The organism is Caulobacter sp. (assembly GCF_049283275.1).
Classification (GTDB): domain Bacteria; phylum Pseudomonadota; class Alphaproteobacteria; order Caulobacterales; family Caulobacteraceae; genus Caulobacter.
In genome coordinates this window covers 1-18,629 of record NZ_JBAPVS010000152.1, presented here as the reverse complement: position 1 = coordinate 18,629, position 18,629 = coordinate 1, and the positions used below count along the sequence as shown (strand labels likewise).

General features: G+C 67.1%; 13 protein-coding genes. 4 read left to right on the top strand and 9 right to left on the bottom strand.

Annotated elements, in window-relative coordinates; all coding sequences use genetic code 11:
- Positions 1 to 241 precede the first annotated feature (241 nt).
- Both WAL33_RS08375 and WAL33_RS08370 read right to left on the bottom strand, forming a co-directional pair.
- Entirely contained in the window at positions 242 to 973 is a 732-nt protein-coding gene (locus WAL33_RS08375; protein WP_422180348.1) for a siderophore-interacting protein, read from the bottom strand.
- A gap of 14 nt (positions 974 to 987) precedes the next feature.
- Positions 988 to 1,683 (bottom strand): O-methyltransferase, encoded by a 696-nt coding sequence (locus tag WAL33_RS08370; RefSeq protein ID WP_422180346.1) that lies wholly within the window; start codon positions 1,681 to 1,683, stop codon positions 988 to 990.
- 142 nt (positions 1,684 to 1,825) lie between these two features.
- Between WAL33_RS08370 and WAL33_RS08365 the strand changes: the two genes are divergently transcribed.
- Positions 1,826 to 2,638 (top strand): AraC family transcriptional regulator, encoded by an 813-nt coding sequence (locus WAL33_RS08365; RefSeq protein WP_422180344.1) that lies wholly within the window; start codon positions 1,826 to 1,828, stop codon positions 2,636 to 2,638.
- Positions 2,639 to 2,714: 76 nt separating this feature from the next.
- Here WAL33_RS08365 and WAL33_RS08360 read toward each other — a convergent pair whose 3' ends face one another.
- The 7 genes from WAL33_RS08360 to WAL33_RS08330 all read right to left on the bottom strand — a co-directional run bounded on the left by WAL33_RS08360 (position 2,715) and on the right by WAL33_RS08330 (position 13,881).
- Positions 2,715 to 3,941, bottom strand: coding sequence for a hybrid sensor histidine kinase/response regulator (locus WAL33_RS08360; RefSeq protein WP_422180341.1), 1,227 nt, complete (start codon positions 3,939 to 3,941; stop codon positions 2,715 to 2,717).
- Positions 3,872 to 4,450 (bottom strand): chemotaxis protein CheB, encoded by a 579-nt coding sequence (locus tag WAL33_RS08355; protein ID WP_422180339.1) that lies wholly within the window; start codon positions 4,448 to 4,450, stop codon positions 3,872 to 3,874. The genes WAL33_RS08360 and WAL33_RS08355 overlap by 70 nt, the downstream gene beginning before the upstream one ends.
- On the bottom strand, positions 4,447 to 5,271 hold the full coding sequence (locus WAL33_RS08350; RefSeq protein WP_422180337.1) for a CheR family methyltransferase: 825 nt from the start codon (positions 5,269 to 5,271) through the stop codon (positions 4,447 to 4,449). Before WAL33_RS08350 ends, WAL33_RS08355 begins: the two co-directional genes overlap by 4 nt.
- Positions 5,272 to 5,280: 9 nt before the next feature.
- Complete coding sequence (locus WAL33_RS08345; RefSeq protein WP_422180335.1) at positions 5,281 to 8,709, bottom strand: response regulator; 3,429 nt, start codon at positions 8,707 to 8,709, stop codon at positions 5,281 to 5,283.
- Positions 8,710 to 9,129: 420 nt separating this feature from the next.
- A complete protein-coding gene (locus tag WAL33_RS08340; protein WP_422180333.1) occupies positions 9,130 to 9,846 on the bottom strand; it encodes a L,D-transpeptidase in 717 nt (238 codons plus the stop codon).
- An 83-nt stretch (positions 9,847 to 9,929) separates the two neighbouring features.
- Complete coding sequence (locus WAL33_RS08335; protein WP_422180331.1) at positions 9,930 to 12,188, bottom strand: filamentous hemagglutinin N-terminal domain-containing protein; 2,259 nt, start codon at positions 12,186 to 12,188, stop codon at positions 9,930 to 9,932.
- 52 nt (positions 12,189 to 12,240) lie between these two features.
- Entirely contained in the window at positions 12,241 to 13,881 is a 1,641-nt protein-coding gene (locus WAL33_RS08330) for a ShlB/FhaC/HecB family hemolysin secretion/activation protein (protein ID WP_422180330.1), read from the bottom strand.
- 912 nt (positions 13,882 to 14,793) lie between these two features.
- Between WAL33_RS08330 and WAL33_RS08325 the strand changes: the two genes are divergently transcribed.
- From WAL33_RS08325 to WAL33_RS08315, 3 genes are all read left to right on the top strand, one after another.
- Positions 14,794 to 15,885 (top strand): alpha/beta hydrolase, encoded by a 1,092-nt coding sequence (locus WAL33_RS08325; protein ID WP_422180328.1) that lies wholly within the window; start codon positions 14,794 to 14,796, stop codon positions 15,883 to 15,885.
- Between the two features lie 21 nt (positions 15,886 to 15,906).
- Positions 15,907 to 17,226 (top strand): SGNH/GDSL hydrolase family protein, encoded by a 1,320-nt coding sequence (locus WAL33_RS08320; RefSeq protein WP_422180326.1) that lies wholly within the window; start codon positions 15,907 to 15,909, stop codon positions 17,224 to 17,226.
- Between the two features lie 149 nt (positions 17,227 to 17,375).
- On the top strand, positions 17,376 to 18,623 hold the full coding sequence (locus tag WAL33_RS08315) for an MFS transporter (RefSeq protein ID WP_422180324.1): 1,248 nt from the start codon (positions 17,376 to 17,378) through the stop codon (positions 18,621 to 18,623).
- The last annotated feature ends 6 nt before the right edge of the window (positions 18,624 to 18,629 follow it).

The following is an 18,629-nucleotide window of genomic DNA, read 5'->3' as shown; positions in this document are numbered from 1 at the left end:
GGGCGGCGCGGGACACTTGCTTGCGAACTAACGCCTCTTCACATCGAGCGTGGTCTAGCCGCGCCAAGTCCGCCAAGTTCTTATTGGCTCATTGATTTCGCCGCCCATTGGATAAGCTGATTAAGTGGCCGAAGCGCCGTCGCGGACCGTTGAGGAAAGCACAGGCGGTGGCTCGGGAAGGGTTCGCGCCAGGGCTCCAGCATCGGGACCGAGAATTCCACTGACCGTCACGGGATCGGCGTCAATCCAAACCGACCTTGCCGGGCGCCCAATAGGCCTTGGTGGCGATGCGCCCCGATGAGACTTCATGCAGCTTCAGGCCCTGGCGAAGCTTTTGGATCGCACCCGCCCTTCCGGTGAGAACGAAAGACGCGCCGGTGGCGACCTGTGAGGCGAGCACAGCCGCCATCGCCTCGAGATGCGCATCGTCGGGAGACCTTTTGAACAGCACGGCGTCGGACAGGCCCAGGCGTATCGCGACCGCCTTGGCGTTTTCGACGTCGCCGACCTCAAAGGCGCATGAGAGGGTTCGGGCGCCGTCCCCCGCGGCCAGCGCGTGGGCCAGGCCCATCGAGGTTTCGTCACCGAAGACGGCGACCGGTCCTGCCAGGCCCGCGACATCCAGCGAGGGGCGCGGACCGAAGATGTCGCATTCGGCGCCGGCTTCGAGCGCTTGAAGCCAGGCGCTGCCTGGCCCGTCGCCATGCGCGTAGCCGAGAAGCTGGGTTCGCCCCGCCGAACCGTCCCAGGCCATCGGCGTATAGGTGCGCGCCACGAACGCCGAGCCCATGGCGATCTGGATCTTTTGGCCCGGCGTCCAGTTCACGCCCGCCAGGGCCGGCCCCTCCAGGGTGATCAGCCGGAAGCCAGGGGCCAGCGGCTCGACGGCGACGATGGTCGCGCGCTTCATCAAAAGGCGCGTCAGCGCCTGGCTCAGCCGCCCGGGCGGCTTGGGCTTCGGGCGCAGGGACAAGGTCATCTTCGCCATCAGCCCACCCGCACGGCGAACTCGTTGCCGCGACCTTCGTCGAGCGGCAGCGTCTGGGCGAGGTAGCCGTTGGCGGGGTCGCGGACATAGTCGAGATAGTCCGGGTCGAAGGCGTTCTCGCCCAGGACGACGGCGCCGGGCCGCAGGTAGGGCTCGACCAGCTTGAGCACCGGCAGGTAGAGCGAGAAGGCGCCGTCCACCAGCAGCAGATCGACCTCTCCGCCGGCGTCCTTCAGCGTCTCGCGCGCATCGCCTTCACGGATCTCGACCAGATCACCCAGGCCCGCGGCCTCGAGGTTGGCGCGGGCGCGCGCCACCTTGCCGGGCTCGAATTCAGAACCGACGAGCCGCCCGCCGCCATTGTCGCGCAGGGCGGCGGCCAGATAGATCGTCGAGATCCCCATCGAGGTGCCGAACTCGACGATGCGGGTCGCCTTGCAGGCCCGCGCCATCGCGTAGAGAAACCGCCCATAGGTCGGGGTGACCGCCAGATAGTTGCCGGCATAGCGATGATAGACCGCCCGGTAGTCCGAGCGCTCTTCCGCCAGGAGGCCGGCGATCAAGTCTTCCATCGATGCGCCCGGCGCCCCGAGGGACGACATCATGGCTTCGACATGTTCGCGGTCGGAAGCCTCGGCGTCCCGATGCAGCTTGGTCAACACCTTAGCGACCCGTTCGCCGGCCAGTGTGGTCACGAGGCTTCCTTTGCGATGCGCGAAGCCGACGCGGTCTCGACTTCTTCTGGCTGATCGGATAGCCGGGAGCGGGTCTGGCGTCATTCCGAAGGATGGACAGAATGTTATCCAATCCCGCCATCAGCCGACCTGGACGCGCGACATGCCGATCCTGAACATCGCGGACGCGGAAGACGACTGGATCGAACCTGACGAGGTGCCTCGTCCCATCGTGGCCTTCGGCGCGGCGATGGACGACGGAGGAGGGGTCGAGATCGACCATCATCGCCACAGGAAGGGACAGATCATCCTGGTGCAGCGGGGCGCGCTCAGCTGCGAGGTCGAGGGCGGCCTGTGGGTCGTGCCGCCGCGCAGCGCCCTCTGGATCCCGGGCGAGGCGCTGCACGCCGTCAAGGCCAGCGGCGCGCTTGAAGGCTACAACGCCTTCATCGATCCGGATGTCGGCGCGGCCCTGCCCAAGGCGTGCTGCGCGGTGTCGGTGACGCCCTTGCTGCGCGAGCTGCTGACCCGCGCGGCGCACCTGCCCTACCTCTACGAGGAAGGCGGCGCCAACTCACGGCTGGTGTCGGTGCTGCTCGACGAGTTGGCCGCGGCGAAAGTCGAAGACCTTCACCTGCCGATGCCGGCCGACCCTCGCCTGCGCAAGATCGTCGATGAGATGATGGCCTCGCCGGCGGCGAGGGGAACCCTGGACAGCTGGGCCAAGCGGGCCGGCCTGAGCGAGCGAACCCTGATGCGCCTGATCGCCCGGGAAACCGGCATGAGCTTCGGGCGCTGGCGCCAGCAACTGGGCGTCGTGCTGGCCGTGAAGTGGCTGGCCGGCGGCGCTTCGATCCAGGCGGTCGCGGCCGACCTCGGTTACGAGAGCACGCCCAGCTTCGTGACCATGTTTCGAAAGGCGCTTGGCGCTTCCCCGGGGCGCTACATGGCCGAACGGCATCCGGCCCGAGGTTGACGCAATCGCCGATCCGCAGGGTCAATCCTTGCCGGTCGGGCGCCGGTCCGAAGGTCGCCTTTCCGGAACCGCCGGATCAGGCGTCCAGGGTCGGCGGACCGACGGCGAGTGGAATCCTGACGCTGAAGATGCTGCCCATGTCCCGACCGGCGCTCTCCACATGGATCGTGCCACCATGAAGCGCGACGAGCTGCTTGACCAGCGCCAGGCCAATTCCGAGACCGCCCTGCGCCTTGGTCAGATGATCCTCGACCTGCGCGAAAATCTCGAAGATTCCCGACTGCATTTCGGGTGGGATGCCCACGCCCGTGTCCACGACCCTGATTTCGGCCACGCCCTCAAAGCTCCTGGCCGACAGAGATATCTCTCCGCCGTGAGGCGTGTATTTGGCGGCGTTGTTGAGCAGGTTGACCACGACCTGGGCCAAGCGCGTGTGGTCGGCGTCCAGCAGGATCGGCTCGTCGGGAATATCGGTCGTGAAGCGATGGCCTCCTGCGTCGACATAGTGCTGGCTGGCCTCGATCGCGGACTGGAGGATCTGGCTCAGCTCGATCCGCTCGGTCTTCAGCGAGATCTTGCCCTGGTTGACCCGCGAAACGTCGAGCAGGTCGTCGACCAGGTGCGAAAGGTGAGTGAGCATCCGGTCCATGCGCGCCCGGATGTCCTTGGACCGTTCGGGCGAGATGTCCTTGTCCAACAGATGAAGGCCGCCGCTCAGGGCCGCGACGGGATTGCGTAGTTCGTGAGCCAGGACCGCCAGGAAGTTGTCCTTGTGGCGATCGGCTCGTTGCAGAGCCTGGGCGGCCGCTTCCAGCTCGTCGCGCTGGCGTTCGATCTGCTGGCGCTGCTGGTGCAGGTCGAAGAACACATTGGCCTTGCTGCGGAGGGCCTTCGGCTCGATCGGCTTCTGGATGAAGTCGACCGCTCCGGCTTCGTAGCCGCGGAAGCGGCGCTGGAGGTCCGCGCTGCCGGCCGTGACGAAGATGATGGGGATATGGCGCGCGCGCTCGTTGCCGCGCATGAACTCGGCGAGCTGGAAACCGTCCATTCCAGGCATTTGAACGTCGAGCAGGGCGAGCGCGACGTCGTGGATGAGGAGGAGCTCCAGCGCCTGCTCGCCCGAGCGCGCCTTGAGGCAGGTCAGGCCGTCGCGCTGCAGCAGCGCTTCGAGAGCCAGCAGGTTCTCTTCGAGATCATCGACGAGGAGGAAGTTGATCGGCTTTTCCGCGACCATCATGCGGTCCCCAAACTCGATAGATACAAGGCTATGGCGCCCAGGTTCATGGACGTCGCGGTCGGGCACGCCTCCAGGGCGGCGTAGGGCATGGCCGAGGCATAGGCGTCGGCGGGATCCTCGACGATCGCCACACCGCCGGCCTCCACGACCGCTTTCAGACCCGCGGTGCCGTCGTTGTTGGCCCCCGTCAGGATGACGCCGACCAGCCCCTGGCCGTAGGCGTCCGCGGCGCTTTCGAACAGAACGTCGATGGAGGGGCGGGAATAATTCACGGCCTCGTCAGCCGACAAGGCAAGGGTCCCGTCCGTCTCGACGAGCAGGTGATAGTCCGATGGCGCGAAGTAGATCACGCCGCCCACTCCCTGCTCCTTGTCCTCGGCTTCTTTCACCGGAATCCGGCACTTGGCCTGGAAGAGCGGCAGCAGAACGTTGGAGCGCCTCGGGGGGACGTGCACGACCACCAGCACGGGAAGCGCATAGTTGGCGGGCAGGGTGGGCAGCACGGCCTGCAGCGCCTGCACCGCGCCGGCGGACGCGCCGATCACGACCGCCTTGATGGGGGCCGGTTCGGTCACGGCTCGCGCCTCTGATAGATCTTCTCTTCGGGGACGAAGTCGGCGAAGGCGCCGGCATGGGCGGAAAAGCGCAGGCTCTCCTTCGACCCGAGACCCAGGAAACCCTTGCGCGCGAGCGACTCCCGGAAAAGGCCGATGGCCCGGTCCTGAAGCTGGCGATCAAAGTAGATCATCACATTGCGGCACGAAATGAGGTGCATCTCGGCGAAGACCGCGTCGGTGACCAGGCTGTGGTCGGAAAAGACCACGCGGCTGCGCAGCGTCTTGTCGAACACCGCCCGCCCGTAGTCGGCGGTGTAGTAGTCCGACAGCGACGACCTGCCGCCGGACATCCGGTGGTTCTCTGTGAACTTGCGGACCCGATCAAGGGCGTAGACGCCGGCCTCGGCGGCGGCGAGCGCTTCGGGATTGATGTCGGTCGCGTAGAACAGCGTCCGTTCGTAGAGGCCTTCCTCCCGAAAGAGGATGGCCAGCGAATAGAGCTCCTCGCCGTTGCTGCAGCCGGCGATCCAGACCTTCAGCGACGGATAGGTCCGCAAGTGCGGCAGCACCTTTTCGCGCAGCGCCCGGAAGTAGGAGGGGTCGCGGAACATCTCGCTCACCTGGACGGTGAGATAGTCGAGCAGGCGCGGCAGCATGGCCGGATCGTGCAGCACGCGATCCTGCAGCGCCGAGATGCTCGCGAAGCCCAGCTGAACGCGCGCCTGCACCAGCCGTCGCTTGATCGACGCCCGCGCATAGTGGCGGAAATCATAGTGGTAGCGCTGGTAAAGCGCCTCCAGCAGCAGCTGGATCTCGAGGTCTTCAACGCGTTCGGGCAACGGTCCAGCCTATCTCGGCATCCAGACCCGGACGAGCGAGAGCAGCTTGTCCACGTCGATGGGCTTGGCCATGTAGTCGTTGGCGCCGGCGGCGATGCAGCGCTCCTGGTCGTCGGGCATGGCCTTGGCGGTCAGCATCAGGATCGGAAGCTTGGCCCATTGGGCGTCGCCGCGGATCTGCCGGGTCGCCGTCAGGCCGTCCATGACCGGCATCATCACGTCCATCAGCACCAGGTCGATGGCGCGCGACGGATCCCCGGCGGACCGGGCCAGGGCGTCGATGGCTTCCTGGCCGTTGCGGGCGATCTCGACGACGGCGCCGCGGGGCTCCAGGACGTTGGTCAGCGAATAGACGTTGCGGATGTCGTCCTCGACGATCAGGACCCGGCGGCCTTCCAGGACGGCGTCGCGATTGCGGGCCTTCTTGATCATCTTCTGCTGCTCGGCCGGCAGTTCTGACACCACCTGGTGCAGGAACAGCGACACCTCGTCGAGCAGGCGCTCGGGCGACTTGGCGCCCTTGATGATGATCGAGCTGGAATAGCGGCGAAGCCGTTGCTCGTCGTCCGCCGACAGGTCGTGGCCAGTATAGACGATGACCGGCGGGAAGGCGTGGTCGCCGCTCTGGCTGAGGGTTTCCAGCAGCGAGAAGCCCGAGGCGTCCGGCAGGGACAGGTCCAGCACCATGCAGTCGAAGGTCTGCTGCTTGAGCTGCTCCAGGCATTCGGCCGCCGTGCCGACGCCGACGGTTTCGACGTCGCCCGACGACAGCAGCTTGCCGACCGCATCGCGCTGGACGTCGTCGTCCTCGACGATCAGCACCCGCCGCACCGTGCTCGTCAGCTTCTCCTGCAGGGTCCTGAGGACCTCGGCCAGATCGTCGCGCTTGACCGGCTTGACCATGTAGCCGATCGCGCCGAGCGACAGGGCGGTCTGGCTGTGGTCGGCGGCCGAGATGACATGGATCGGGATGTGCCGGGTCGCGTCGTCGCGCTTGAGGCGGTCCAGGACCATCAGGCCCGATTCATCCGGCAAGCCCACGTCGAGCACCACGGCGCTGGGCTTGAACTGCCTGGCCAGCTTCAACGCCTCCTCGGCGGTGCCGGCCACCAGGCACTGGAAGCCCAGTTCGCGAGAGAGGTCGCGCACGATGGCGGCGAACTTGTCGTCGTCCTCGACAACGAGGAGCACGCGGCGGGCGCCGGCCAGTTGGTCGCGATCGTCGTCGACCGTCTGGATCAGAGGCTTGGACCGCCGCGCGCGCGCCGGAGCGGGCGAGGGGGCCATCTCGACCGGGGAGGGCTGCTCACGGGCCGCCACATGCGTCGGGTCATAGGTGCGGGGGATGGTGATGGTGAAGGTGCTGCCTTCTCCAACCCGGCTCTCCAGCGTGACCGCTCCGCCCAGCAGGCGCGAAAGCTCCCGCGAGATCGACAGGCCCAGGCCCGTGCCGCCGTATCTGCGGCTGATCGTGCCGTCGGCCTGGCGGAAGGCCTCGAAGATGCTGAGCTGCTGCTCGTGCGGAATGCCGATGCCGGTGTCGGTCACCGCGAAGGCGACCCTGTCCGCGCCCGCTGCCGAGATCGCCAACCGCACGCCGCCGGCCTCGGTGAACTTGAAGGCGTTCGACAGCAGGTTCTTGAGGATCTGCTCAAGGCGCTGGCGATCGGTTTCGATCAGCGCCGGGCAATCTTCCGCGACGGTGATTTCGAAATCCAGTTTCCGCTCGTCCGCGACGGGCTGGAACAACTGGCGCAGATCGCCCGTCAGCCGCTGAAGCGGCACGTTTTCGGGGCGGACCTCGACGTGGCCCGCCTCGATCTTCGACAGGTCGAGGATGTCGTTGATCAGGGTCAGCAGGTCGTTGCCCGACGACTGGATGGTCTGGGCGAACTTCACTTGCTCGCCGGAAAGATTGCCGTCGGCGTTGTCGCCCAGCAGCTTGGAAAGGATCAGCAGGGAATTGAGCGGCGTGCGCAGCTCGTGGGACATGTTGGCCAGGAAGTCGGACTTGTACTGGCTGGCCTGTTCCAGCTCCCGCGCCTTCAGGGCCACCGCGGCGCTGGTGCGTTCGAGGTCGTCGCGCTGGGTCTCCAGGATCTGCGCCTGCTCTTCCAGCTGGCTGTTGGTCTGCTCCAGCTCGACTTGCTGCTGCTCCAGCCGGACTTGAGATTCCTTCAGGGCCCGGCCTTGCTCCTCCAGCTCCTCGTTGGAAACCCGCAGCTCCTCGCTTTGGACCTGCAGCTCCTCGGCCTGGCGCTGGGTTTCCTCCAGCACGTCCTGCAGCTCCGCGCGATAGCGCGCCGAACGCAGCGCGATGCCGATGGACCCCGAGGCCTGATCCAGAAGCTCGAGAACCAGATCGTCGACGGGGTGCAGGAAGCCCAGTTCGATGACGGCGTTGACGACTTCGTCGGCATGGGTCGGCGCCAGCACGAGGTGTCTGGGCTTGTCGCGGCCCAGCGCCGAACCGATGGTCAGATAGCCTTCGGGCACGTCGCGGATGATCATCGGCTTTCCGTCGGCCGCGACCTTGCCCAGGAGGCCTTCCTTGAGATTGAAGCGGACGGTCACCTCGGCGTCGGCCGGAATGCCCAGGGCCGCGGTGCGATGGAAATGGCCTTTCTCGCCCTTGAACACGGCGCCGGCCTGGAAGCCGAGGTGGCGGGCCAGGAAGTTCAGGATGCTGTCGCTCAACGCCTCGACCGACTTGTCGCCCATCATCGCCTCCGAGAGGCCGACCTGTCCCGACTGCAGCCATTCCTGCCGCGCTCGGGCGCGGGCGCTGCGGCGGATGAGGGTGAACACCGCGACGGTCAAAGCCGCGCCCAGCAGGCCCGACAGCACGCCGCTGATCAGGGCCGTCTTGTAGGCGGAGTCCATCTCGGCCAGGCGGATGTCGCGCAGGCGATTTTCTTCCTGACGCATGACATTGAGCTGCGCCCGGATCGCGTCCATTTCGCTCTTGCCACGGTCGGTGGTGACGACGGCGAGGGCGGCCTCTGCGCTCTTGGTGCGCCGCAGGTCGACGGTCTCGGCGAGCTCGCGGAGCTTGGCGTCGAGGTGGTGTCTGAGCGGGCCGAGATTGGCCCGTTGCGCGGGATTGTCCTTCGTGAGCGCGGCGACCTCTTCGATGCGCGAGCCGACGGCGCTGACCGCGGTCTGATACGGCTCCAGATACCGGTCGTTGCCGGTCAGCAGGTAGCCGCGCTGGCCGGTCTCCGCGTCCTGGGTGGTCGAAAGAAGCTCGTCGAGCGAGACCAACACCTCGTGCGTATGCCAGATCTTCTCGCTGTCGCTCCGCAGAACCTCGATGTTGCGGTAGGCGGTGATCCCGCTGAGGAGGAAGAAGGTCAGCACGAGCGTCAGCCCGAGCGTCGTCCACTGCTCCACTTTTGTTTTGAGGGTGGACGCACGACGAGGTTCGTTCAGCGACATGGGGTTCTCGAAATCGTAGGTGTTCGATGCTGCTTGCGTGGCTGGGACCAGAAGCAGGCGATCCTGAAGGTTTTAGCGCCCGCGCTCGGCGCTCAAGGCGGCGTGGACTGGCGTGGTGACGACACGGTCATTGAACGGGCCAGTCAGGCAAGGCGGCCGTGGATCGCGCGACTGGAGGCTTCTCCCGCCGATCCTGACTTGTATGAAACACTCAAGCACATCCGAAATCCCGACCGCGCCCCTCCGCGCGGAGCCACTAACGATGCACGCCGGTAAAGGTTCCGCCTGGCGAGGCCTGATGTTCGAAGGTCGTGTTTCCGAAGCGGTGCGAAAGTCCGGGCCACGGCGCGGGGCAGGCTGTGATCGGCGCGCTCGCGCCGTCACCGGTTTGGCGGCGTGAGCCGCCGTCGCTGAAACGTCTCATTGGGTTGGCGGCTTGCCGGGTGAGGTGCTCGGTGGGGAGGAAGCCTCGGGCGCGAGGGCGTGTTCACGGTGCGCTGCGCTGGAGAGCGGTGCGACGCCTTTCGGAACCGCGAAAAACACCTCCGCAGGGGATCGAGACTCCGGCAGGATATAGACCACACCCATCGTGCCCTTGAACGTGGTCTGGACGATCTCGTCGTAGAACCTCACCGGCACGTTCACGCACCCATAAGAGATCCGATTGTCGTCGGGTGCGGCGGTGGCCAGGCGCTCCAGTCGCCGATCGGCCGCCCGGGTCGTGACGACCGGGTGCAGGGACAGGGCGGCGTCATAGTCGATCCACAGAATGCCCTTGCCGCTGATGTTCTCGCCGATCGAGGCCAGGAACCGGCCGGCCGGGGTGATGCGTTCCTCCGCAGTGATGGCCGACAGGGGGCGATGGCCTATGCCGGGCGGCGAGACATCGCCACGCGCAAGGCCCAGCAAGGCGGGCGCGGCCCCCAGCCGCCGGCCCTGGGGGTCGAAGACCAGAACCTGCGCGCTGACCTTGTCGATGATCAGAAAGGGCAGTCCCTGATTGTCGGCCGTCTTGCGCACCCAGGCCTCAACCTCGTTGGCCGCGGACGAGGCGAGGACCTCCACGCCGCCGCCGGGGGCGACCGCCGCGTGGTTGGGCTCGGCGGCCAGGCTGACCGGAACGAAGGCGAGCCCCAAGATCAGCCCCGCCCCCGTCGCCCAGAATCCCGGTGCGGGGGGGCGGACGGACCTCGGGCGCGGACGCGCTGGCCATGGCATGGTCAGTTGCGATCCTGCTTGCGGGGATAGACAGGAACCGGCGGAGGCGGCGCGACCGGCGCGGGCGGCTGAACGACCTCTTCCACCGGTGGAGGGGCGGGGGGCGATTCGTATGGAGGCATCCGCACGCCTCCATCCACCACGTCGACGGGCAGGCCGGGCGGTAGAGCCGAGACGAGGATTGGCGTGATGATCACCGGGTAGTGGCCGACGGTCGGCCTCCCCGGCGTCCCGGGCGTCCCAGGCGTCCCAGGCGTTCCCGGCGTTCCCGGCGTCCCCACCGGCGGAGGCGTTGTGCCGACGGCCGAGATCGTTCCTCGTGTTCTCTGGGTCGACACGCAGCAGAAGCCGGCCAGGGCGTATCGGTCGGCGTTCGCCCCGGCCAGGGTGTAGCCGCTGTAGGTGATCCCGATGTCCGAACCGGGGCCGGACGAATCGAAGGCCGCGTTCGCGCCAGGGCCCGCCACCAGGGTGACGCCCGTGGGCAGTCCCGAGGTCGCCGTGGTCCTGAAGCCGGACAGGGTGGCGGCTGTCCCGCCGTCGAACACCCGGCTCGCGTCCGGGAACAGCAGCATCCGCTGCGTCAGCGCCGCGCCCCCGGTCAGGGTGAAGCGGGTCGAGAAGTCCGACGGCGCCGCGTAGGAGACCGGGTTGTAGTTGATCGTGGCCAGGGTGGCCGTGACCGTGATGGGCGGCGCCACCGGGCTGAAGATGATCGTGCCGCCGGCCACGCCCGGGCCCGTCCCATCCGCGCCGGCGATCAGGGTCAGGCCGACAGGCAGGCCCAGGCTCTGGGCCGGAATGGTGCTGCCGCGGGTCAAGGTGACGGCGGCGTCGATATGGAGGTCATGTCCGGCGCACAGGGCGATGTTGCCGTCCGTGGTGGTGATCGCATGGAACACGTTGACGTTCTGGCCGGCGTTCAGCAGGACGCTGCCGTTCACCGTGACGATGTCGGCGTTGACGTTCACGTCGCGCCCGCAACAGGCCACGAGATTGCCGTTGGTGGCGGAGATCGGGGCGTTGATGTTGATGTCGCGGTTGGCGTTCAGCGTGAGGGTGGTCGGCGTGGATGACGCGGTCCAGGCGATCGCGTCATTGACGATGATGTCTCCATCGCCCGGAAGGGCGGCGCCCGGACCCGTCATCGTGCTGATCACGACATTGGTGGTGACCAACTGGCCGGACAGCGTGGCCCCGGAGATATTGCCGCCCGAGCCAATGGTGAAGTTGGCCGGATCGATCAGCCAGGTCCCAGTCACGCCCGTGGGGGCGTCCGTGGTGATCCGGGCCGTGGTCGCGATGTTCACGCTGCCGGCCGAGGTCTCGATGAACCCGCCGTCGCCGCCGCCCGGCGCACCGGCGTCAAGGACGCCGGCCACGTTCAACGTCCCGCTCGGCATGTCGCCCAGCAGGAGGATGGTCCCGTTACGCTGACTGATCGTTCGCGCCTGGATGACGCCGGTATTGTTCACCACCGTGCGGAGCAGGTCGCCCGCGCCCTGTGCGGTCATCACCACCCGGCCGCCGTCGGCCTGAAGCATGCCGCTGTTCTGGATCAGAGCATTGGCGGCGCCCTTGTCGATCACGACATTGAGCAGGCCGTCGCCGGCGACGTCGAGGGTGATGGCCTGGCCTGACGCCAGGGCGATCGTGCCGAGGTTGGCCTGGATCAGACCGTCGTTGCTGACCTGACCGCCCAGCAGCGCGACGAAGCCGCCCGCCGCGACGATCGCGCCCTGGTTTCGAACGGTCCCGCCGCTGCCCGAGAACCGATAGTTTCCGGCCGCGAAATCAGCGTCGGTCATGCCCAGGGTGGAGGCGACCAGTCCGCCGACATTGACCTGAGCCCCCGGTCCGAACAGCACGCCGTTGGGATTGATCAGGAACACCTGGCCGTTGGAGGTCAGGTTGCCCAGGATCGCCGATGCGTCCGGACCCACCACGCGGTTCAGGGCCACCGAGCCGGTGTTGGGTTGGACAAAGACGACGCTGCCGCCCTGGCCGATGGAGAAGCTCTGCCAGTTGATCGCCGCGTTCTGGCTCGACTGGTTGATCGTCATCGCGCCGGGGCCGGTGGTGATGATCGCCCCGCCGACGGTGACTGTTCCGCCCGTCGGCAGGGTCTGGGCCTGCGCCGCCGCCCCCAGGGCCATCGCGGCGCCCAGGCCGATCAGGGCGTGGGCCGCGACCCTGGCCAGACCGCTGGAGCCGGCGAGGGCGGCCCTGCGGCCGGCGGTCGTGTGACGGAGTGTGGTCATCGGAACGTCCATTTCAGGAGAGGCGTGAGGCGCGGGGCGGCCGTCGTCGTCATCAGAACAGCTTGACGATCTGGAACCAGACGCGGCCCTTGCGGTCCGGCCCCGAGGTCGAAATCTGGTCGTTGAAGCGGTGGGCGTAGGCGACGCGGACGCTGAGGTCGTCCGGGCCGAACCAGTTGACGCCGACGCCGCCACCGCTGCGTTTGGCGTGGTTGGAGCCGGAGAACCAGGGGTGCTTGGCGTAGTCGACCTCGCCGGCGTCCGCGAATGCAATGAGCTGGAACTGGCCCGGAAGGGGCCGCGTCCACGCGCCCAGCAACCAGCGGGCCTCCACCGTCGCGACGTAGCCCTGGTCGCCGTAGGACTCGCCTTCCGGATAGGCGCGCACCCCATAGGCCCCGCCCAGCTCCATCTTTTCGGAACTGTCGAGATTGTCGGTGGCGACCTGGCCGCGCAGCGACCCATAGACCGACAGCGGTCCGTGGACCGTCTGAAGTCTGGAAATGGCGTACTGCAGCTTGTTGAACCCGCCCTGCGAGCGCGCGCTCGTCGCGTCGGCGGCTCGTTCGAGCGGGCTTTCGATGTCGAGATCGCCGGACGTCCAGAGCAGCGAGCCGGTGTTCCAGCCGCCGCCGCCGAACCCGTCGCGTGAATCTCCGCGCAGGCCCACCGTCACGGCCCGGATGGTCTTGTCCGACTTCTGGGAGACAAGGCCGATTTCGTCGCTGAGGAATTTGGCGTCGACACTGCCCAGGACGTAGAGGTTCGCGTTTCGCGACCGGATCAGCGGATAACTGGCGAACAGGCTGGCGATGTCGCTCGTGCCGCTGGCGTCGAGCGCCGAGAACTCGTGGCCCAGGTCATATTGCATGTGGGTGTAGGCGACGCCGACGGTGGCGTCTCCGACCGGGACCTGCCAGGCGGCGCGTCCGTAGGCCAGACCTTCGGTCGAGGCCAGCAGGCGCAGGCTCGCCAGGTCGCCCAGGCCGGTCAGGTTGGCGACATTGACCGAGCCGCCGAACCGGTAGGCGCCGGTGTAGCGATTGCCGGCGTTGTCGGCCTCGAGGCTGCCATAGACGCGGGGCGCGCGGGTCAGGTCGACGGTGAGATCCGAAGACCCCACCTCGGCTCCCGGAGACAGGGTCGAGTGGACGACGACGCCGGGGATGTCGGACAACAGCAGCAGGCGTCGATCGAGCGGCGCGATCGCCACCGGGTCGCCGCGGTTCAGACCCTTCAGCGTGCGGCCGACCACGGCGTCGGAGACACCCGATTGATTGCGCAGGTCGATCGCGCCGTAACGGCCTTCGATCATGGCGATGGTCACTGTGCCGGCCACGACGTTCTGCGCCGGCAGATAGGCCTGGGCCAGCACATAGCCGTGATCGTTGTAGAAGCGCGTGATCCGTGCGGCCGCGTTGCGCAGTTCGGGAAGGCTGAGATCGCGTCCGGGGACAAAGCCCGCCGCCGCCACCAGGTCCGCTTCGGTGAACAGGGTCGCGCCCGTGACGTGCAAGGTGTCCACCCGGATCCGGGCGCCTTCGGGGAGGGCGTCCGTCGACGGTTCCGGCCGTTCGATGCGGATGTCGGGAGCGGGCCTTTGGGGGACGGCGGCGGGCGGGATCTGCTGCAGTTGCCCACTGGGCGGCGGCTGCTGGGCCTGGGCGCTTTGGCCCGCCAACAGCGCCGCCATGATTAGACTCGATCGCAACATAGCCGCCTCGTAGTACTGCCGCGTTAATAGGGCGCAACGGCTCCCTCGCAGCGGAGAGCACGTACGTTAGAAGGCTGGAGGATCGATTTATTCGGCAAATACCGTTCGCGAATGCGAGCACTTATTCGAGCTGCCGACGGTAAGGACCTTAGTCTTTTCGCACATTAACAGGAAGTGAATGGGTTGTTCACGTAATCCTGCAAGACAAACAACGATTGGGAACTTCATTTGTTCCGTCTCAAATGTACGAATATTTGCGTCCGTGCGGAGCGTGGTCAGACTCGAACTTACGATTTCACTTAAGAATGCGGCATTCGACATGCCCGAACTTATCGCTTCGCGGCGGCCCGAGCGGCTGTCTGTTTGGTGAAAGAGGGTCGCGGACCGGCGCCTTTTTCGAGAGCGTCGTCTCGTGGTCCCGGGCGATGTGAGGACGGAGTCTCCGGCGGTGGAGCCGCCCCAAGGTCCGCAAAGGGCGCACGGTCGATGTCAGTTCGATCCGGCTCGTCGTCGGCGCGCACGATGTCGATGGTCGGGGGTGCCACGGTGAAGACAACTTGGGCTCTCCGGTGGGCCGATCAGGTCGCTTATGACGCTTCCTCGAGGGATTTTCGGAAAGCTCCAGCGCCGCAAAGCGGCGTAAAGCAAACGATTGCGCAATCCGTTCGAATGGGCTTATTGAATTGGACGCGGAAGCCTTCCCGAAGAGGAAGGCGACGCAAGCCACGGGCCGAGGGGAGGCGAGGATCGAAAATCGATTGCTTAAGACGACCGCCCTTGCGCCCGGCGCCGCAGCGTCCTGTCCGCGTGTTCTCCGCCAGTCGAAGCCCGGCTCCCAGGCGCGGGCTTCAGGCCGCGACCTTGCCCCGACACGAAACGAAAGCCTCTCAAATGGTTGACAGAAGCCGGACCTTCACGGCCGCCGCCATGCTCGCGCTGAGCCTGACCGCCGGCGGCGCCCAGGCGGCCGCGACGGAGGTCACGCCCCAGGGGGCGGTGACCATCACCGGGCTGACGGTGCCGCTTTCGGATCGGACCAGCCCCGAGGCCCAGGCCTATGTCCGCCACATCCTGGTTGATCGACCCTTCGCCGGCGGACCCAGCGCGAGCGCCGACATCAATGGATATCGCCGCCGTCAAGACGAGATCATGGAGACGTTCCTCACGCCGATCCGGGTGCGCTACGCGGTCAAGGTCGAGGCCCAGCGCATCGGCGGCGTGCTCACCGACGTCGTCACGCCCGCCCAGGGCGTGGCGCCCCGCAACGCCCATCGGGTGCTGCTCAACATCCATGGCGGCGGCTTCCTGTCCGGAGCGCACACCGCCGCGCTGGTGGAATCCATCCCGATCGCCGCCACGATGGGCGTCAAGGTCATCAGCATCGACTACCGCATGAGCCCGGAGGCCAAGTTCCCGGCTGCTTCCGAAGACATCGCGGCCGTCTATGCGGAGGTGCTGAAGACCTACAAGCCCTCGCAGATCGGCCTCTACGGATGCTCGGCGGGCGGCATGCTGACCGGGCAATCGATCGGATGGTTCCAGACCCATGATCTGCCCCGCCCCGGAGCCATCGGCGTCCTCTGCGCCTCCCTGGGCAAGCTGGTCAGCGGCGATTCCGCCTATGTGTCCGGCCCGCTCAACGGCTTTCCCGCGCCGCCGCCCCCAGCCGATGGACGGCCCCGCGGCGGCATGAGCTTCGCCTATCTGGGCGACGTCGCCGACGACGATCCGCGCGCCTATCCCGAAGTCTCGCCCAAGCTGCTGGCGAGCTTTCCGCCGACCCTGCTCATCACCGGAACCCGGTCGATGGAGCTGAGCGCGGCGACCTATTCCCACAATCAGCTGGTGAAGGCCAAGGTGGATGCGCGCCTGCACGTCTGGGACGGGCTGTTCCACGCCTTCCTCTACAATTCCGAACTGCCGGAATCTCGAGAGGCCTACGACGTCATTGCTGATTTCTTCGACAAGACCCTCTCCCGCTAGTTTGACAGCCAGGTGCAAGACATGTGGAAACCGCTAATCGCCCTCGCCGTCGCCGGCGGCCTTCTGGGCGCAACCGCCGGCCTCGCCGCTGAACCCGTCAACGGCGGCCAGAAAGCCGCCGCGCCACGGGCCGGCGAGCGCTGGGTCAGCTCGTGGGGAACGGCTCTGGAGCTTTCCCCGCCGCCCGCCCTGAAGGTGCCGCCGCCGCCGGCCGCCGTCATCAAGTCGATGTCGTCGATGCCGCGCCCGATCGTGCCCTATCCTGACACCCTGGCCGACAAGACCGTCCGCATGATCATGCAGACCAGCCTCGGGGGCAAAGCGGTCCGCATACAGCTTTCGAACGCGCAAGGACGCCCGCCTTTGATCATCGGCGCGGCCCACGTCGCCATCCGGGACCAGGGGGCCGGCGTCGTCCCCAGTTCGGATCGGGCGGTGACCTTCGGCGGCAAGACCACGGTGACAATTCCCCCCGGCGCGATGATCGTCAGCGACCCGGTCGCCCTGACGGTGGCGGCCGAGCAGGAACTGGCGGTGTCGCTTTACGTGCCCGCCGGGACCGAGGGCCATACGGTTCACCCGGTCGGCCTGAACCCCACCTACATCGTCGACGGCGACGCCACCGCCGCAACCACCTTGTCCGCTCCCAACACGGTGCGCTCCTATTTCTGGCTGGCGGGCGTTGAAGTCCTCGCCGACGCTCCCAAGGGCGTCATCGTCGCGTTTGGCGACTCGATCACCGACGGCTTCGCCACCACGCCCGGCGCGCACGCCACCTGGCCCGAGGTCCTGGGTCGACGGCTTCGCGCGGACCCCCGGACCCAAGGCTGGAGCGTGATCAATGTCGGCATTTCAGGCAACCGCGTCCGGCGTGACGGCGCGGGCTCCAGCGCCCTGGCGCGGTTCGATCGTGACGTCCTCAGCCGGCCCGGCGTGCGGTGGATCGCGCTGCTCGAGGGCGTCAACGACATCAACATGACGGTTATCCCGGGATCGCCGCCCGCCGAACACACGACCGCCGAACAGATCATCGACGGCTACAACCAGTTCATCGAGAAGGCCCACCTGCACGGCATCAAGGTCATGGGCCTGACCATCACGCCGACCGAGGGGCTGTGGCTGCAAACGCCGGAAAGCGAAGCGATGCGCCAGGCCGTCAACCACTGGATCAGGACCAGCGGACGGTTCGACGCGGTCACCGATTTCGAGGCGGCGGTGCGCGACGGGGCCAAACCCCCGCGCCTGCGCGCCGACTTCGATCCGGGCGACCACATCCACCCCAACGACGCGGGGAACCTGGCCATGGGTTCGTCGATCGACCTTGGCCACTTCACCCGCTGACCGGCGACGCGACCGGATCGAAATTTTGGCCGAGGGCCGCGTAGCCCGCCGCCAGGGAGAACAATCGTGAACATTGTCTTGCGTCAGTTCAGAACCGCCTGGAAGGCGGTCATCGGCCGCTTGGGGACCCTGTCCGCGGGGGTGTGGTCATGACCGTTTCGCCCCGCCAGAACACCCGGCTTCTGAAGCTGCTGACCTATCTGATGTTCGCGATGTTCGCGATGACGACGGACTCGGTCGGGGTGATCATCCCGCGGGTGATCGAGCAGTTCTCGCTGGGCATGACCGTGGGGGGCGCTTTTCAGTACGCCACCATGTCGGGCATCTCGATCGCGGCGCTGGCGCTCGGCTTCCTGGCCGACCAGCTTGGCCGCAAGTGGACGATCATCGCCGGGTTGATCCTGTTCGGCGCGTCATCGGCCCTGTTCGCCGTCGGCCATGACTTCCTGTTCTTCGTGGGGCTGTTGTTCATCTCGGGCGTCGGCATCGGCGTGTTCAAGGCCGGCGCCCTGGCGCTGATCGGCGACATCTCCAGCTCGACCCGCGAGCATGCGGCCACGATGAACACGGTTGAGGGCTTCTTCGGCATCGGCGCGATCATCGGGCCGGCGATCGTCGCCTGGCTTCTGGCCTCGGGGGCCGAATGGAAGTGGCTCTACGTCATCGCCGCGATGCTTTGCGGGGTTCTGGTGGTCGCCGCCTCGATGGCCAAATATCCCAAGCCGCCCGCCCGCAAGGTCGATCAGGAGCCTCGCCTGCGCCAGACGCTGGGTCTGCTGCGCGATCCCTTCGCCTTGGCGTTCGGCCTTGCGCTGATGCTCTACGTGGCGGCCGAGGCGGCGGTCTATGTCTGGGCTCCGACCTATCTGAGCGGCTACGAGGGCGACCTGGCCTGGTTCGCGCTCTACGTGGTCTCGATCTTCTTCGTCCTGCGCGCGGCCGGCCGGTTCCTGGGCGCCTGGCTCCTGTCGCGCTTCGGCTGGTCGGTGGTCGTGGCCCTGAGCGCGGGCGGGGTGCTGGCCTGCTTCCTGGTCAGCGCGATCGGCCCCCGCGGCGTCGGCGCGATCGCCTTGCCGCTGTCGGGGTTGTTCATGTCCGTCCTCTATCCGACGATCAATTCCAAGGGCATCAGCTGCTTCCCCAAGTCGCAGCACGGCGCGATCGCGGGTCTGCTGCTCTTCTTCACCTGCGCCAGCGCCGTGCTCGCCCCCCTGGCGATGGGCGCGCTGAGCGACGCCATGGGCGACGCCAAGTTCAGCCTCTACCTGGCGACCGCCTTCTCCGCCGCCCTGGCTGTCCTGGCGGTGGTGAACGTCGTCCTGGAGCCGACGCGGGCGCGGTTGGCCGAACGCGACAGCGAAGACTATCTCCCGGCCGAAGCGCTCACCGAGCGGTGAACGCTT

What these genes read in the sequence shown, in the direction of transcription:
- WAL33_RS08365 (WP_422180344.1), top strand. Translation starts at nt 1,826, where the DNA reads ATGCCGATCCTGAACATCGCGGACGCGGAAGACGACTGGATCGAACCT.
- WAL33_RS08345 (WP_422180335.1), bottom strand. Translation starts at nt 8,709, where the DNA reads ATGTCGCTGAACGAACCTCGTCGTGCGTCCACCCTCAAAACAAAAGTG.
- WAL33_RS08335 (WP_422180331.1), bottom strand. Translation starts at nt 12,188, where the DNA reads ATGACCACACTCCGTCACACGACCGCCGGCCGCAGGGCCGCCCTCGCC.
- WAL33_RS08330 (WP_422180330.1), bottom strand. Translation starts at nt 13,881, where the DNA reads ATGGCGGCGCTGTTGGCGGGCCAAAGCGCCCAGGCCCAGCAGCCGCCG.
- WAL33_RS08325 (WP_422180328.1), top strand. Translation starts at nt 14,794, where the DNA reads ATGGTTGACAGAAGCCGGACCTTCACGGCCGCCGCCATGCTCGCGCTG.
- WAL33_RS08320 (WP_422180326.1), top strand. Translation starts at nt 15,907, where the DNA reads ATGTGGAAACCGCTAATCGCCCTCGCCGTCGCCGGCGGCCTTCTGGGC.
- WAL33_RS08315 (WP_422180324.1), top strand. Translation starts at nt 17,376, where the DNA reads ATGACCGTTTCGCCCCGCCAGAACACCCGGCTTCTGAAGCTGCTGACC.